General features: G+C 70.6%; 18 protein-coding genes and 1 tRNA gene. 12 read left to right on the top strand and 7 right to left on the bottom strand.

What is annotated here, in order from left to right; translation table 11 throughout:
• Window positions 1-57: 57 nt before the first annotated feature.
• From FXO19_RS05815 to gloB, 3 genes are read right to left on the bottom strand one after another with little or no spacing between them, the layout of a single operon-like run.
• Window positions 58-849, bottom strand: a complete 792-nt coding sequence (locus FXO19_RS05815; RefSeq protein WP_149194123.1) for an enoyl-ACP reductase FabI — start codon at window positions 847-849, stop codon at window positions 58-60.
• A 31-nt stretch (window positions 850-880) separates the two neighbouring features.
• Window positions 881-2,167, bottom strand: a complete 1,287-nt coding sequence (locus FXO19_RS05810; protein WP_149194122.1) for a lytic transglycosylase domain-containing protein — start codon at window positions 2,165-2,167, stop codon at window positions 881-883.
• Complete coding sequence (gene gloB / locus FXO19_RS05805; RefSeq protein WP_149194121.1) at window positions 2,164-2,928, bottom strand: hydroxyacylglutathione hydrolase; 765 nt, start codon at window positions 2,926-2,928, stop codon at window positions 2,164-2,166. Before gloB ends, FXO19_RS05810 begins: the two co-directional genes overlap by 4 nt.
• 39 nt (window positions 2,929-2,967) lie before the next feature.
• Between gloB and FXO19_RS05800 the strand changes: the two genes are divergently transcribed.
• Genes FXO19_RS05800 through dnaQ form a run of 3 tightly spaced genes read left to right on the top strand, consistent with a single transcriptional unit; the run spans window position 2,968 to window position 4,891 of the window.
• Window positions 2,968-3,621 carry a methyltransferase domain-containing protein gene (locus tag FXO19_RS05800; RefSeq protein WP_149194120.1) on the top strand — a complete coding sequence of 218 codons (654 nt, stop codon included), beginning with the start codon at window positions 2,968-2,970 and terminating at the stop codon, window positions 3,619-3,621.
• Window positions 3,622-3,626: 5 nt separating this feature from the next.
• Window positions 3,627-4,109, top strand: coding sequence for a ribonuclease HI (gene rnhA / locus FXO19_RS05795; RefSeq protein ID WP_149194211.1), 483 nt, complete (start codon window positions 3,627-3,629; stop codon window positions 4,107-4,109).
• 32 nt (window positions 4,110-4,141) lie between these two features.
• On the top strand, window positions 4,142-4,891 hold the full coding sequence (dnaQ, locus tag FXO19_RS05790) for a DNA polymerase III subunit epsilon (RefSeq protein WP_149194119.1): 750 nt from the start codon (window positions 4,142-4,144) through the stop codon (window positions 4,889-4,891).
• Window positions 4,892-5,194: 303 nt separating this feature from the next.
• Here the strand turns inward: dnaQ and FXO19_RS05785 are convergent, their stop codons facing one another.
• Together FXO19_RS05785 and FXO19_RS05780 are read right to left on the bottom strand one after the other, a co-directional pair.
• On the bottom strand, window positions 5,195-5,899 hold the full coding sequence (locus FXO19_RS05785) for a PP2C family protein-serine/threonine phosphatase (RefSeq protein WP_149194118.1): 705 nt from the start codon (window positions 5,897-5,899) through the stop codon (window positions 5,195-5,197).
• A gap of 229 nt (window positions 5,900-6,128) precedes the next feature.
• A tRNA-Ser gene (locus FXO19_RS05780) sits at window positions 6,129-6,219 on the bottom strand.
• Window positions 6,220-6,336: 117 nt separating this feature from the next.
• On the opposite strand from FXO19_RS05780, the gene FXO19_RS05775 reads away from it, so the two are divergent.
• Window positions 6,337-6,762 (top strand): DUF6165 family protein, encoded by a 426-nt coding sequence (locus tag FXO19_RS05775; RefSeq protein WP_149194117.1) that lies wholly within the window; start codon window positions 6,337-6,339, stop codon window positions 6,760-6,762.
• Between the two features lie 57 nt (window positions 6,763-6,819).
• Here the strand turns inward: FXO19_RS05775 and FXO19_RS05770 are convergent, their stop codons facing one another.
• Together FXO19_RS05770 and FXO19_RS05765 are read right to left on the bottom strand one after the other, a co-directional pair.
• On the bottom strand, window positions 6,820-7,194 hold the full coding sequence (locus FXO19_RS05770; protein ID WP_255516322.1) for a DUF1203 domain-containing protein: 375 nt from the start codon (window positions 7,192-7,194) through the stop codon (window positions 6,820-6,822).
• 188 nt (window positions 7,195-7,382) lie between these two features.
• A complete protein-coding gene (locus FXO19_RS05765; RefSeq protein WP_149194115.1) occupies window positions 7,383-8,450 on the bottom strand; it encodes a glycosyltransferase family 9 protein in 1,068 nt (355 codons plus the stop codon).
• A 21-nt stretch (window positions 8,451-8,471) separates the two neighbouring features.
• Here FXO19_RS05765 and FXO19_RS05760 point away from each other — a divergent pair, with 21 nt between their 5' ends.
• The 8 genes from FXO19_RS05760 (at window position 8,472) to FXO19_RS05725 (ending at window position 14,034) form a co-directional block, all read left to right on the top strand.
• On the top strand, window positions 8,472-9,224 hold the full coding sequence (locus FXO19_RS05760; protein ID WP_149194114.1) for a 3-deoxy-D-manno-octulosonic acid kinase: 753 nt from the start codon (window positions 8,472-8,474) through the stop codon (window positions 9,222-9,224).
• Window position 9,225: 1 nt separating this feature from the next.
• Window positions 9,226-9,978 carry an MBL fold metallo-hydrolase gene (locus tag FXO19_RS05755; protein ID WP_149194113.1) on the top strand — a complete coding sequence of 251 codons (753 nt, stop codon included), beginning with the start codon at window positions 9,226-9,228 and terminating at the stop codon, window positions 9,976-9,978.
• A gap of 154 nt (window positions 9,979-10,132) precedes the next feature.
• The gene (moaA, locus tag FXO19_RS05750) at window positions 10,133-11,155 is read left to right on the top strand and encodes a GTP 3',8-cyclase MoaA (protein WP_149194112.1); all 1,023 of its coding nucleotides are present in this window, start codon (window positions 10,133-10,135) and stop codon (window positions 11,153-11,155) included.
• Window positions 11,155-11,565, top strand: coding sequence for a nuclear transport factor 2 family protein (locus FXO19_RS05745; protein ID WP_149194111.1), 411 nt, complete (start codon window positions 11,155-11,157; stop codon window positions 11,563-11,565). Before moaA ends, FXO19_RS05745 begins: the two co-directional genes overlap by 1 nt.
• Window positions 11,562-12,059, top strand: a complete 498-nt coding sequence (gene moaC / locus FXO19_RS05740; RefSeq protein WP_149194110.1) for a cyclic pyranopterin monophosphate synthase MoaC — start codon at window positions 11,562-11,564, stop codon at window positions 12,057-12,059. Before FXO19_RS05745 ends, moaC begins: the two co-directional genes overlap by 4 nt.
• The gene (gene moaD, locus FXO19_RS05735) at window positions 12,056-12,298 is read left to right on the top strand and encodes a molybdopterin converting factor subunit 1 (protein ID WP_149194109.1); all 243 of its coding nucleotides are present in this window, start codon (window positions 12,056-12,058) and stop codon (window positions 12,296-12,298) included. Before moaC ends, moaD begins: the two co-directional genes overlap by 4 nt.
• Window positions 12,299-12,568: 270 nt before the next feature.
• Window positions 12,569-13,009 (top strand): molybdenum cofactor biosynthesis protein MoaE, encoded by a 441-nt coding sequence (locus tag FXO19_RS05730; RefSeq protein ID WP_149194108.1) that lies wholly within the window; start codon window positions 12,569-12,571, stop codon window positions 13,007-13,009.
• A complete protein-coding gene (locus FXO19_RS05725) occupies window positions 13,006-14,034 on the top strand; it encodes a Vgb family protein (RefSeq protein WP_149194107.1) in 1,029 nt (342 codons plus the stop codon). The genes FXO19_RS05730 and FXO19_RS05725 overlap by 4 nt, the downstream gene beginning before the upstream one ends.
• Window positions 14,035-14,116: the final 82 nt, after the last annotated feature.

Genomic DNA, 14,116 nt, shown 5'->3' with positions numbered 1-14,116 from the left:
AACGAGTCCGGGCAGGCGCTTTGACTCGTTGCTCGTTTCCCTCCACTCGTTCCTGCTTTACTCGATGCCGGTCATGCCCAGGATGTTGTAGCCGGCGTCCACGTAGGTCACCTCGCCGGTGACACCCGAGGCGAGGTCCGAGCACAGGAACGCGGCGACGTTGCCGACGTCCTCGATGGTGATGGTGCGGCGCAGCGGCGCCTCGGCCTCGACGTGCCCCAGGATCTTGCGGAAGCCGCCGATGCCGGCCGCCGCCAGGGTCTTGATCGGGCCGGCGGAGATCGCATTGACGCGGGTGCCTTCCGGTCCGAGGTTCAGCGCGAGGTAGCGCACCGTCGCTTCCAGGCTGGCCTTGGCCACGCCCATCACGTTGTAGCTGCGCAGTGCGCGCTCGGCGCCCAAGTAGCTCAGGGTCAGGATCGCGCCATGCCCGCGGCCGGACATCTGCGGACGCGCGGCCTTGGCCAGCGCGGCGAGCGAATACGCAGAGATGTCCTGCGCGATCGCGAAGTTCTCCCGGGTCAGGCCGTCGAGGAACTGGCCGGTGATGGCCTCGCGCGGCGCGTACGCGATCGCGTGCACCAGGATGTCGAAGCCGTCGCTCCAATGCCGGCCGAGCCCGGCGAACAGGGCGTCGATCTGGGCGTCGTCGGCCACGTCGAGCGGCAGCACGATCTCCGACCCCACCTTCTGCGCGACTTCTTCGACGCGCGATCGCAGCTTGTCGTTCTGGTAGGTGAAGGCCAGTTCGGCGCCTTCGCGGTGCATCGCCTCGGCGATGCCGTTGGCGATCGAGCGCTGGCTGGCGATGCCGGTGATCAGGGCGCGCTTGCCTTGCAGAAAACCCATGATTTCTTCCCGCGGTTCCGAGCGAAGCGTTCTATTTTGCCACGGGCGCGGGCCGGGATGCGGGCTCGTCGTCGATGCGCAAGGTCATGCCGGGGTGCAGCACGCTGGCGGCGCTCAACCCGTTGCGTGCCAGCAGACGTGCGCTGTCGATCCCGTAACGGCGGGCGATGCGCCAGATCGACTCGCCCCGCGCGACCACGTGGGTGCGAGGTGCCGGCGGGGGCGCCACGTCGGTCTCCGCGACCAGCGCACTGGCGTCGGCGACGAAGCCGGACAGGGCCGTGCTCCCGGTGCTTGCGGGCGTCTCCGCCTCGCCGGTGGGAAGCTGGAGTGTGATCGCTGGCTTGGCCGCTTCCGTCGTCACGATCGCCGGATCGTCCGCCTTGGCCGGCACCAGCACCCGCAGGCCGCGATCGGCGCGGGCGACGCGCCCGTCGGCGAAGACCGGGTTGAAGCGGCGGACCTGGGCGACGTCGTGCCCGTGCCGCTGCGCCCAGGTGTCGAGATGGGCGGCATCGGCGGGCAGGGTGGCCGCGGTCAGCACCGGGACGCGACGATCGATCGCACGCAACCATTCCTCGTGCTCGCCGGCCTCGACTAGCAGGCAGGACAGGGCCTGCAGCTTGCGGACGTACGCCTGGGTGATGCGGGGGACCGCGAGTTTCTCCGGCTCGGCGTCCATCGCCCGCTGGCCGGCCGACTTGAGCGCCCCGAACACGCGGTACTCGCCGGCGTTGTAGCCCATCACCGCCAGCCGCCAGTCGCCGGCGAACATGCCGTGCAGGGTCCGCAGGTAGCGCACCGCGGCCTGGGTGGAATCGACGGGCGACAGGCGGCCGTCGTAGCCGGGCCGGATCGCGATCTTGTGCTTGCGCGCGGTCACCGCGATGAACTGCCACAGCCCGGCCGGCCCCGACGGACTGCGCGCGCCGGGGCGGTAGCCGCTTTCGACGAAGGGAATCAACGCGTATTCGGTCGGCAGGTGCGAGGCGCGCAGCGCGTCGACGACGTAGCCGAACAGCGGCAGCAGCCGGTCCGGCTCGGCGGCCAGGTCGTCCGGCACGTGGGAGAAATGCCGGCGCCAGCGCTCGCTGGGCTCGGCGGTGCATTCGGGGTCGGACAATCCGTCGCGGAAGCTGGCGAAGATCTCGCTGCCGTTGCGCGCGACGGGATCGGTCACCGGTGCTGCCGCCGCGGCCACCACGGGAGCGGTGGCGGTCTCGCTGAGCGTCGCGGGTTCGGCGGCAGCTGCCGTCGACGGCAGCCAGAGCCAACATGCGGCGAGCAACAACCCGAGTGCCAGGCGCGACCCCGTCATGCCCGGAATTCGTCCTTCCAGCGCCGCAGCGCGGCGAACAGGGTGACGCGGTCCGGGTCCTCGTCCTGCACGCGCATCGCCACCGCATCGCGTACCGCCGGCACGTCGATGCGCAGGAACGGGTTGCAGGCCGTCTCATCGGCCAGGGTGCTCGGCAGGGTCGGCTGTCCGCGGTCGTGCATGGCCTGGATGTCCTCGCTGCGGCGCTCGAGCGCCTCGTTTCCGGGGTCCACGACGCGTGCGAACGCGGCGTTGTCCCGGGTGTATTCGTGTCCGCAGCACACGCGGGTCGCGCCCGGCAGGGCGGCCAGCCGGTCGAGCGAGCCGAGCATCTGCGCCGGCGTACCCTCGAACAGGCGGCCGCAACCCAGACTGAACAAGGTGTCGCCGCAGAACAGGTGGTCGTGCCCATGGAAGGCGATATGGCTCAGGGTGTGACCCGGTACCGCCAGCACGTCCAAGCGCCATGGCGCCAGTTCGATGCGATCGCCGTCGCCGACGCGGTGGCTGACCGTGGCGATGCGGTCGTCGTCCGGCCCGTAGACCGGCAGCCCGGGCCAACGCCGCAGCAGTTCCGGCACCCCGCCCACGTGGTCGTGATGGTGGTGGGTCAGCAGGATGGCGACCGGCCGCAGCCCTTGACCGGCCGCGGCCAGCACCGGCGCGGCTTCGCCCGGATCGACCACCAGCGCCCGCCCGTCCGCGTCGGCGAGCGTCCAGATGTAGTTGTCGGACAGCGCCGGCAGCGATTGCAGCTGCATCCGGGTCGACCTCGCGGGACAGCCGTTAGAATGGCGACCATGCCCGCGATTTCACCGGCCGGTCAACCCGGCATGCCCAGCGACTGGTTCGCTTCCCCGCCGGGACAGGCGCTGATCGACAGCGAGGCGGCCCTGGTGAGGCAGGCGCTGGGCCAGCGACCGGGCCCGCCCTGGCTGTGGCTGGCGCCGGTCCCGCAGCGGGCGGACGCCGGCGGCCGCGGGGTCTGCCTGCGCGTCCGCGGCGAGGGCTGGGACGGCGCCCTGCGTTGCGCGCTGCCGCTGCCCCTGGCGAACGAATCGGTCGGCACCGTGGTCCTGCAGCACGTGCCGGCGTCGCGCGAGCAGGCGGCGGCCCTGCTCGACGAGTGCGCCCGGGTGCTGGTCCCAGGCGGCTGGCTCTGGCTGTTCGCCCTCAATCCGCTGTCTCCCTATCGCTGGCGCTGGCGCGGGCACGGCCTGCGCGCCAGCGAGCCGCTCACCTGGCGGCGGCGCATGCGCGACGCCGGCCTGGTGCCCGAAGCGGTGTCGCAAGGGGTAGGTCCGGGGTGGAAGGTGGAGGTGCGCGATGCCGCGCGCAGCGGCCCCGGCCTGTGCGCCGCCTATGCGCTGCGCGCGGAGCGGCGCGTGGTGCCGCTGACGCCGATCCGGCGCAAGGCCGGGTTGCGCCTCCCGCAGCGCGCGGCGGCGGGATGAGCGCGATGAAGGCGGTCGAGATCCACACCGACGGCGCCTGTCTCGGCAATCCGGGACCGGGTGGCTGGGCGGCGCTGCTGCGCTACCGTACGCAGGAGAAAGAACTGGTCGGCGGCGAGGCACTGACCACCAACAACCGCATGGAACTGATGGCCGCGATCAGCGCGCTGGAGGCGCTGACCGCGCCGTGCAGCGTGGTCCTGCACACCGATTCGCAGTACGTGCGCAAAGGCATCACCGAATGGCTGCCGAACTGGCTGCGCCGCAACTGGCGCACCGCCGGCGGCGGCGCGGTGAAGAACCAGGACCTGTGGCAGCGGCTGCAGGCGGCGACCCTGAGGCACAGCATCGACTGGCGCTGGGTGAAAGGCCATTCCGGCGATCCCGACAACGAGCGCGTCGACGCGCTCGCGCGCACGCAGGCCGAGCTGATCAAGGCCGGCCGCCTGCCCGGTCCCGGCATCTGCGACGGCGCGCGGCTATCCTGAACATCGACGACACAAAGCGGACAGAACGACAGATGCGACAGATCGTCCTCGACACCGAGACCACGGGCCTGGAGTGGAAGAAGGGCAACCGCGTGGTCGAGATCGGTTGCGTCGAGCTGCAGGAGCGCCGCCCGACCGGGCGCACGTTCCAGCGCTACCTCAATCCCGAGCGCGATTTCGAGCCGGGTGCGCAGGAAGTCACCGGCCTGACCCGTGAATTCCTTGCCGACAAGCCGCTGTTCGCCGCTGTCGTCGACGAGTTCCTGGACTTCATCGACGGCGCCGAGCTGGTGATCCACAACGCCGCATTCGACGTCGGCTTTCTCGATGCCGAGCTGGCGCGCTGCGGGGAACAGTACGGTCGCATCCGTGATCGTGCCATGGTCGAGGACTCGCTCGACCTGGCGCGGCAGCGGTATCCCGGCCAGCGCAATTCCCTCGATGCGCTGTGCAAGCGCCTCGGCGTGGACAATGCGCACCGGCAACTGCACGGCGCGCTGCTCGATGCGCAGCTGCTGGCCGAGGTGTATCTGGCGCTGACCGCGGGCCAGAGCGAGATCGGCTTCGCCAGCCCGGTCGCGGATGCCGGCCGCGCCGCCGCCGTCGCGCTGCCCACCGCGGGTCTGGGGCCACGGCCGCGGGTGGTGGTGCCCGAGGCGGAACTCGCCCTGCACGCCGCGCGACTGGAGAAGATCCGCGCCAAGGCGGGGCAATGCGTATGGGACCTGGCTTCCGTCGTCGTGCCGGACTCGGTCGCGGAGCCGGAGTCGGCGCTGTCCTAGGGCGGATCGGCATGCACGCCCTCCGCCGACCTCTGTAGGAGGGGCTTCAGCCCCGGCTCGCCGAAGGCGGCAAGCAAACAGGGAGCGCGTGGTGCCGATCGGCAAGCTGCGCGCGCGGTTTTTTTTGCGCTCCGTTCGTTTCCGAGGTCGGGGCTGAAGCCCCTCCTACACGGACAATGGGGATGGACAGCGAACGTCGTTACGCTCTAAGCCTGTCGACGCTTCACCAAGCGGGTCGCACCGCATCGTAGAGACCACCAGTTTTGACAAGGTCGCGATGCCTCATCCACGCGTTTCCCGCCGCTAGTGCCGACGCACCAGCACCGCGGTCACGTTGTCGGAGCCGCCGCCGTCGAGCGCCGCCGCGACCAGGCCGTCCACGCATTCCTGGGCGCTGCACTCGCCATGGGCCAGCACCCGGGCGATGCCGGCATCGTCCACTTCCTCGGTCAGTCCGTCGCTGCACAGCAGCAGCTGCATGCCCGGCAGCCATTCGCCGGCCATGGTCTCGACGTTCAGCGATTGCGGATCGGTCACGCCCAGCGCCTGGGTGACGACGTTGCGGTGTGGGTGGTTCCGCGCCTGGTCGACGCTGATCGTGCCCTGCGAGATGAGTTCCTGCACGTAGCTGTGATCCTGCGACAGTTGCACCAGCTTGCCGGCGTGCCACAGGTAGACCCGGCTGTCGCCGACCCAGGCCACCTCGAAGCGGTTGCCGGTCACGCGTGCGGCAACCACCGTGGTGCCCATGGGCAGGGTGTCGTGGCGCTGTCGCGAGGCGCGGATGATCTCCTCGTCGGCGATCCGGATCGCCTGCACCAGCGGCGTGCCCTGGCGGGTTTCGCGCACCACGGTCTCGCGCGCCAACGCGCTGGCCACCTCGCCGTACTCGTGCCCGCCCATGCCGTCGGCCACCAGCCACAGGCCGAGCTCGGCGTCGCCGTAATAGGTATCTTCGTTCAGCTCGCGCCGCAGGCCGACATGGGTCAGGTGTCCGAACTCGATCATGCGCGTCCTGTATCCGGCCGGTATCGGCACCCCCGAAGTGGCAAACGCAGCGTCATGACCCGGACGGCCAACTGAAAGGGGGTGAGCGCGTCGGACACGTCCGTTCCGTGCGGGTGGCGGGCATGAAACTACCCTAGCAGAGTCGTTCTGGAAAGGTGACGGCGCGCATGCGTGGCGGTGGCGGTTCTTCAGACACGCAAAAGCCCCCGAAAGGGGGCTTTTGCGTGTCTGGCGGAGAGGGGGGGATTCGAACCCCCGAGGCGCTATTAACGCCTGCCTGATTTCGAGTCAGGTACATTCAACCGCTCTGCCACCTCTCCGAACGGCGTCCGGCGTCAGGAAGCGCCGGGGGCGGTCATGATACGGGCCGGTCAGGCGGCGGACAAGCCGGCGGCGTTACACTTGGACCGTTCCCACCATCCAGGTTCAGCCTCGCCATGTCCGAAATTTCCGTGCCCGTCTCTTTTGGTGAACTGCTCGACAAGATCGCGATCCTGCAGATCAAGTCGGAACGCATCAGCGACGAGGCCAAGCTCGCTAACGTGCGCAACGAGCTGTCGGCGCTGGAGGCGACCTGGATGGCGCACCCGGCGGCGGGTCAGGACGCCGGATCCGGGGCCAGCGTCCCCAGGCTGCGTGCCGAACTCAAGGCGGTGAACGAGCGGCTCTGGGAGATCGAGGACGACATCCGGGTCAAGGAGAAGGCGCAGGCCTTCGACGAGGAGTTCATCCGCCTCGCCCGCAGCGTCTACTTCGAGAACGACACGCGCGCGCGGATCAAGAAGGAGATCAACCTGGCGCTGGGCTCGTCCTATGTCGAGGAAAAGTCCTACCAGGACTACCGCACCGGCTCGACGCCCTGACCCGATGGCGATCTCGGCCGGCCGCCGCCAAGACCGTGCCGGCGTCGCCCTCCCGGATCAGTCCGCCCGCTCGACGCGGCAGGCGTAGCAACCGCGCCGCGCGAAGTGCAGGTGCAGGAACGCGGTGTCGGGGCGCCGCAGGAAACGCGCGATCCCCGACTCCAGCGCCACGCCTTCGGCGACATCGGCATCGACGATGTCGCCCTGCGCATCGTAGGCCTTGACCGCGAACAGCCCTGGCCGCATCGCGTCCGGGATCTCTCCCGGCGCGGGATGCGCCCGCACCGCCGCATGGCCGACGAAGATCGGACCCGAGGCGCGGTAGGGCGATGCGGCCGGATGATGCGCGTAGGAGAGCAGCAGAAGGTCGCTTCCGGTCCCGACGTGGTCCAGGGCGACGCGGCAGAAATAGCCGGGTCCGTCCGCGGTCAGGTTCTGGATGCAGCGTTCAGCCAGGGCGTGGGCGTCCAGCGCGAACAGCGGGGCGAAGGGTTCGGCGGGCAGGGCGGTGAGGCGGAATGCGTTGCGGGAAAGTCATGGGGGCGGCCGGCGTCGAATGGGGACGCACCATGGTCGCGGTGTGGGTGGCGCGGATCTCGCCGTTTCCGGACGTCGCAGGCCTAGTGGCGGTCGCCGGCATGGCATTCGAACGCCGCGATCGCGTCCTCCACGGTCACCAGGTCCATCACGCCCTCGTGCTCGATCTTGGTTCCCCAGCGCAGTTCGCTCGCCGGCTTGCCGAGGTACTTGCGCGCTGCGGCGTCGTAGCGATCCACGCAATATCGGCGGTCGGAGTACGGGCCGCTGCGTTCGGGATTGCTGGCGGCGTGCAGGCCGAGCACCTTCGTCCCCATGGCGTTGGCGATGTGCATCGGTCCGGAATCGGGTGTCATCACCAGGTCCGCACGCTCGAGCAGCGCCGGCAGCTGCTTGAGCGTGTCCTTGCCGACCAGGTCCAGCGCCGGCGCGCGCATCGCGCCGACGATCGCGTCGGCGGTGTCGCGCTCCAGTGTGCTGCGACCGCCGCACAGTACGACGCGCCAGCCCTTCGCCACGGCATGGTCGGCGACCGCGGCATAGCGCTCGGCGCGCCAGTTGCGCAGCGCGTGGCTGGAGCAGGGCGAGATCAGCAGGGTGGGGGTGTCGTCGCCGGGCCACTGCGCGCGCGCCCAGTCGCGGGCGTCGTCCGGAACCGGAAGGTTCCAGGCGATTTCGGTCTGCTTCAGCCCCAGTGGCTCGCAGAAGCTGCCGATCGCGTCGAGCACGTGGATGCCCGGCCGGTCGGGAATGCGTTCGTTCACGAACAGGCCGTGCAGGTCCTTGGAGCGCGAACGGTCGTAGCCGATCCGGCGCCGCGCCGGCACGAACGCCGACAGCAGGTTGGCGCGGGCGGCGACCTGCATCTGCAGCAGAGCGTCGAAGCGGCGTTCGGCCAGCGCATGTCGCAGTGCGCGCATGCCCGCCAGGCCGGATTGCTTGTCGTAGACCATGAACTCGACCCCGGGCAGGCCGTCCAGCAGCCGCTGTTCGCCCTTGCCGATGACCCAGGTGAGCGCGGTGTCCGGCCAGGCCTGCCGCAAGGTATGGACCAGCGGCAGCACGTGGGTCACGTCGCCCAACGCCGAGAGCCGCAGTAGGCAGAGCGAGCGCGGCGGGGAAGGCGATGGCGGCGGCGGGGTCGGGGCCATGCGGCTTGCTAGACTCGTTGGATGGTCAGATTCGACGCCAGCGAAAGCCTGACGCCGTTCCGCGATGCGGGCGGCGGATACGGATCGATTCTGAGTGACGCCGCATTGGCGCGGCAAGTCGAGCCGGACTGGTTCGATCCACGGTTCTGGGGCGAACGCGCGCGGCCGGTCGACAGTGGCGGCCGCGGTGGCGCGTGGTTCGTGGACGGCCCGTTCGGTGCGGCGGTGTTGCGCCACTACCTGCGCGGCGGCCTGGCGGCGCGCGTGAGTCGCGATGCGCACCTGTGGCGCGGCATCGCCCGGGTGCGCAGCTTCACCGAGTTCCGGCTGACCCGCGACCTGCATCGCGAAGGGCTGCCGGTGGCGGAGCCGCTGGCCTCGTGCTACCTGCGCCGCGGTCCGTTCTACCGCGCGGCGATCCTGGTCCGGCGCCTGGACGGCGTGCGCTCGTTCGCCGACCGCGTGGCGGTGGCGGCCGGCGATGCCCCCTGGCAGGAAACCGGACGCCTGATCGCGCGCTTCCATCGCGCCGGCCTCGATCACGCCGACCTCAACGCCCACAACATCCTGTTCGACGCCGCCGGCAAGGGTTGGCTGATCGACCTGGACCGCGGCCACCTGCGGCTGCCGGAGACCGGTTGGCGTTCGCGCAACCTCGCCCGGCTCGAGCGTTCGCTGCTGAAGCTGCGCGGCGAGCGCCCGGCCGAGGCGGTACGCGCCGATTTCGCCCGCCTGCGTGCCGCCTACGATGCCCGCTGGGCGCGGGGGTATTGAGATGACCTGGTCGCTGCGCTTCCACGGGGTCGGCAATGCGTCGGCGGTCGAGCTCGGCTCGTCGATGGCGACGATCGAGCGCGACGGCGCCCCGTGGCTGACCATCGACTGCGGCAGCGAGGGCCTGACCGCCTGCCTGGCGCACTATGGCGAGCCGCCGCGGGCGCTGTTCGTCACCCACACCCATCTCGACCACGTCTCCGGCTTCGAGCGCCTGTTCGTATCGGAATATTTCGATCCCGCGCGCCGTGGGCGGATGCCGGTCTACGTGCCGGCGACGGTGCTGCCGCTGCTGCACCAGCGCGTCGGCGACTATCCCAATGCGCTGGCCGAGGGCGGCGCCAATTTCTGGGACGCGTTCCACCTGATCCCGGTCGGCGATGCGTTCTGGCACGACGGGCTGCGGCTGGAGACGTTCGCGGTGCGCCACCACTGGCCGCGCACCGCGTACGGGCTGCGGCTGCGCGGCAGCCTGGTATGGACCGGGGACACCCGGCCGATCGCGGAGCTGCTGAAGGTGTACGCCGATGCCGGCGAGACCGTCGCCCACGACTGCGGCCTGCACGGCAATCCCTCGCACAGCGGCCTCGACGACCTCGAGCGCGAATACCCGCCGGAGCTGCTGGCGCGCTGCGTGCTGTACCACTACGCCAGTGGCGCCGACGGCGAGGCCATGCGCGCGCGTGGCCGCCGCGTGGCCGGGCAGGGCGAGGTGCTGGCGCTGGCCGAACCGGAGCGCGCGCCCGCCGGCTGACGGGCACGCCGGCCGCGGACCTGCTCGGCGGTGGCCGATCGGGCAAGCAAGACGCAGGATCCGGCAAGCGGCGCCGGCGCCGATCGCGTTCAATGGACGCCGATGGCGGCGATTGCCGCCTGCATAACGCGCGAGTGCCTAGAATGGAGATTCGATGAACGCGATATCGCCATTGCCGGTGCTACCGCTCGACACCCTGGGGCGGCCGCTGCACGACCTGCGGCTGTCGGTGATCGAGGCGTGCAACTTCCGCTGCGGCTACTGCATGCCGGCCGACCGCGTGCCCGACGACTACGGTTTCGACGCCGCCACCCGGCTGTCGTTCGACGAGATCGAGACCATGGTGCGCGGCTTCGCCCGGGTCGGCGTGCGCAAGCTGCGGATCACCGGCGGCGAGCCGCTGTTGCGCAAGGGCCTGCCCGACCTGGTCGCCCGGCTGGCGGGGGTGCCGGGCATCGAGGACCTGGCGCTGACCACCAACGCCAGCCTGCTGGCGCGGCAGGCACGGGCGCTGCGCCGCGCCGGACTGCGGCGGTTGACGGTCAGCCTGGATGCGCTGGATCCGGCGCTGTTCCGGCAGCTGTCCGGCGATCGCGGCGATGTCGGGGCGGTCCTGGCCGGCCTGGACGCGGCCGTCGAGGCCGGGTTCGGGTCGATCAAGCTCAACTGCGTGGTGCAGCGCGGCGTCAATGACGGCGAAGTCCTGCGGCTGGTCGAGCACTTCCGCGGCAGCGGCCACGTGCTGCGCTTCATCGAGTACATGGACGTCGGCACCTGCAACGGCTGGGATCGCGAACGCGTGGTGCCCTCGGCCGAGCTGCGCGACCGGATCCACGCGCGCTGGCCGCTGCAGCCGCTCGATCCGCATTATCGCGGCGAGGTGGCGGAGCGGTACGGCTTCGTCGACGGCGGCGGCGAGGTCGGCTTCGTCAGTTCGGTGACCGCGCCGTTCTGCGGCGACTGCCATCGTGCGCGGATCTCCGCCGACGGCCATCTCTACACCTGCCTGTTCGCGGCCGGCGGCACCGATCTGCGGCCGGCGCTGCGGGCGGGCGAAACCGCGCTGGCCGAGCGCGTCGCCGCCCTGTGGTCGCGGCGTGCGGATCGCTACAGCGAGCAACGCGGCAGTCCGCGCGCCGCGCGCCGGCATGTCGAAATGTTCCTGGTCGGTGGGTGATGACTTCCGCGGACGAATCGCTGCAGGCGCATCTGATCCGATTGGAACTGGCGCTGCTGAACGCGGACGTGCGCGCGTCTACGGAAGCGCTGGCGCGGCTGCTCGCCGACGATTTCCGCGAGATCGGCGCCTCCGGGCGCATGTTCGGCAAGGACGAGGCGCTGGCGCGCCTGCCGCACGAATCCGGCGTGGCGTTCGCAGCCGAGGCGCTGGAGGTGCGCGAACTCGCGGACGGGCTGGCGCAGGTGACCTATCGCGCGACGCGCAGCGCCGATGGCGAGACGCGACGGTCGTTGCGCAGCTCGTTGTGGCGCCGCGACGCTGCCGGTTGGTGCATGGTGTTCCATCAGGGCACGCCGCTGGCCGGCGACGGTACCATCGTGCCCCCTCCTCCGACGAGCGCGACATGAAGCATGCCTCCGCACCCGCGTTGACGCATCTCGATCCGGCGGGACGGCCCGCCATGGTGGATGTGTCCGCCAAGGCCGCGACCGCGCGCGCCGCGACCGCGGAATGCCGCGTGCGGTTCCCGGCCGCGGTGGCGGAGGCGCTGCGCGCCAGCGGCCTGAAAAGCGCGAAGGGCGGCATCGTGGACACCGCGATCGTCGCCGGCACCCTGGCGGTCAAGCGCACCCACGAGCTGATCCCGTTCTGCCATCCGCTGCCGATCGACGGCATCCGCATCGCCATCGACTGGCACGACGCGCGCGCGCTGCGTATCGAGTGCACGGTGAAAACCGTGCACCGCACCGGCGTGGAGATGGAGGCGCTGACCGGCGCTACCGTCGCCGCGCTCACCGTCTACGACATGTGCAAGGCGCTGTCGCATGCGATCGTGCTGGGTCCGGCGAAGCTGCTGGGCAAGCGCGGCGGCAAGCGCGATTTCGGTGAGGCGGGGGCATGAACGAGGTGACCGTGCTGTACTTCGCCAGCCTGCGCGACGCCGCCGGCGTCGCGCAGGAATCGCTGCGCACGGAGGCGCCGACGCTGCACGCGCTGTATGCGGAACTGCAGGCCCGGCACGGTTTCGCGTTGTCCGTCGAGCGCCTGCGCGTGGCCGTCGACGGCGCGTTCGCGCGCTGGGACGATGCGGTGGCCGCGGGCGCCGAGATCGCCTTCATCCCCCCGGTCAGCGGGGGGTGAGCGGCCGCAGCAGATGCCTTATTGGCATCTGCTGCGGCCGCGAACGCCCGGCCATGGGTGAGTACGAGGCGTTTGCGAGGCATTGCCTCGCGCCTCGGGCGAACGCCCCGCGCGCTGCGCGGGGCCGGCAAGCCGGGCCGGGCGATCCAAAGCCGATCCTGTCTCGCCATGGAAGGCAACAGGGTGGGTATCCCGGCCATGATGGCCGAAGCATGTGGTCAGAGCCGCCACCGGCACCACGAACGAGTGAAGAAGGCACGAACAATCGACATGAAACGCTTTCAACTTTCCGCCACGCCGTTCGAGATCGCACCGCTGCGCGCCGGCCTGCTGCGCGCCGATGCCGGCGCCTACAGCAGTTTCGAGGGCTGGGTGCGCGACCACAACGACGGCCGGCCGGTGCGTGGGCTGCACTACGAGGCCTATGCCGCGCTGGCGGAGGCGGAAGGAGAACGCATCCTTGACGAGGCGCGTACGCGCTTCGAGCTCGTCGACGCCCTGTGCGTGCATCGCACCGGCGAGCTGGCCATCGGCGAGATCGCGGTCTGGGTCGGCGTCTCGGCCGCGCACCGCGGTATGACCTTCGACGCCTGCCGTTTTATCATCGACGAGGTCAAGCGCCGGGTCCCGATCTGGAAACACGAGCGCTACGCCGACGGTGACGCAGACTGGCTGCATCCCGACGCCGGCGCGCCGGGAGAGACACGATGAACCGATCCATGCTGATGTTGACCGTGCTCTGTGCCGGAACGCTGCTGGCGGCCGGCCCGGCATCCGGCCGGGGCGAACTGCTGGTCGGCAACAAGTCCGACGACACGGTGTGGCGGCTGGACCTCGCAGACGGCCGCCGATTGGGCGAGATCGACACCGCCCCCGGGCCGCACGAGATCGCGGTCAGTCCCGACCGGCGCCTGGCGGTGGTGACCGGCTACGGCAGCCAGCGGCCGGGCAATGCCCTGACCCTGATCGACACCGCGTCCGGCAAGGCCACCGGCAACATTGACCTGGGCGCGCATGCGCGTCCGCACGGCGTGCGCTTCACGCCGGACGGCAAGCGTCTGCTGGTGACCACAGAGGACAGCGACTCGCTGCTGCTGGTCGATCCGGCGGCCGGCGAAATCGAGCGCGTGATCGGGATCGGCAAGGGCGGCGGACACATGGTGGCGCTGTCGCGCGACGGCGCCGTTGCCTACGTCAGCAAGATCGCCGCCGGCAGCGTGGTGCGGGTGGAGCTCGACGACGGCAGCACGCTGGAACGCCCCGCCGGTGCCGGCGCCGAGGGCATCGAACTCGCACCGGACGGGACGGTCTGGGTCAGCAACCGCGAGGCCGGCACGGTCACCGTGCACGACCCGGACACGCTGGAGGTACTCGATACCCTGGAGAGCGAAGGCTTCCCGATCCGCGTCGCCTTCACTGCCGACGGCCGCCACGCGCTGGTGACCAACGCCAGGGCCGCCACCCTGGCGGTGTTCGATGCTGCCGGCCGCAAACCGGTGGCGATCGTGGCGCTGGCCGAACCGGACGCCCGGTACCGGGAGACGATGCTCGGCAGGGCGGCGCTGCCGATCGGCGTGATCGCCGATCCGGACGGCACGCGCGTTTATGTGGCCGTCAGCGGCGGCAACCAAATCGCCGTGGTCGACAGGCGGAGCTGGCGGGTGGTCGAGCGCTGGAAGACCGGCAACGAACCGGATGCCCTGGGGATCGTGGCCGGTCATCGGGAAAGCGACTGAGGCGATGCGCCGGCAGCGTGCCGGATCGGGTACGCGCCGAATCGCTGTAGGATAGAGCGGTTTATCCTCATGCCTTTGCGGG

Source organism: Luteimonas suaedae, assembly GCF_008312895.1.
In the GTDB taxonomy this organism is placed as follows: Bacteria; Pseudomonadota; Gammaproteobacteria; order Xanthomonadales; family Xanthomonadaceae; genus Luteimonas; species Luteimonas suaedae.
Note: the sequence above shows the minus strand (reverse complement) of the source record. Positions and strands in the feature narration are given on the sequence as shown.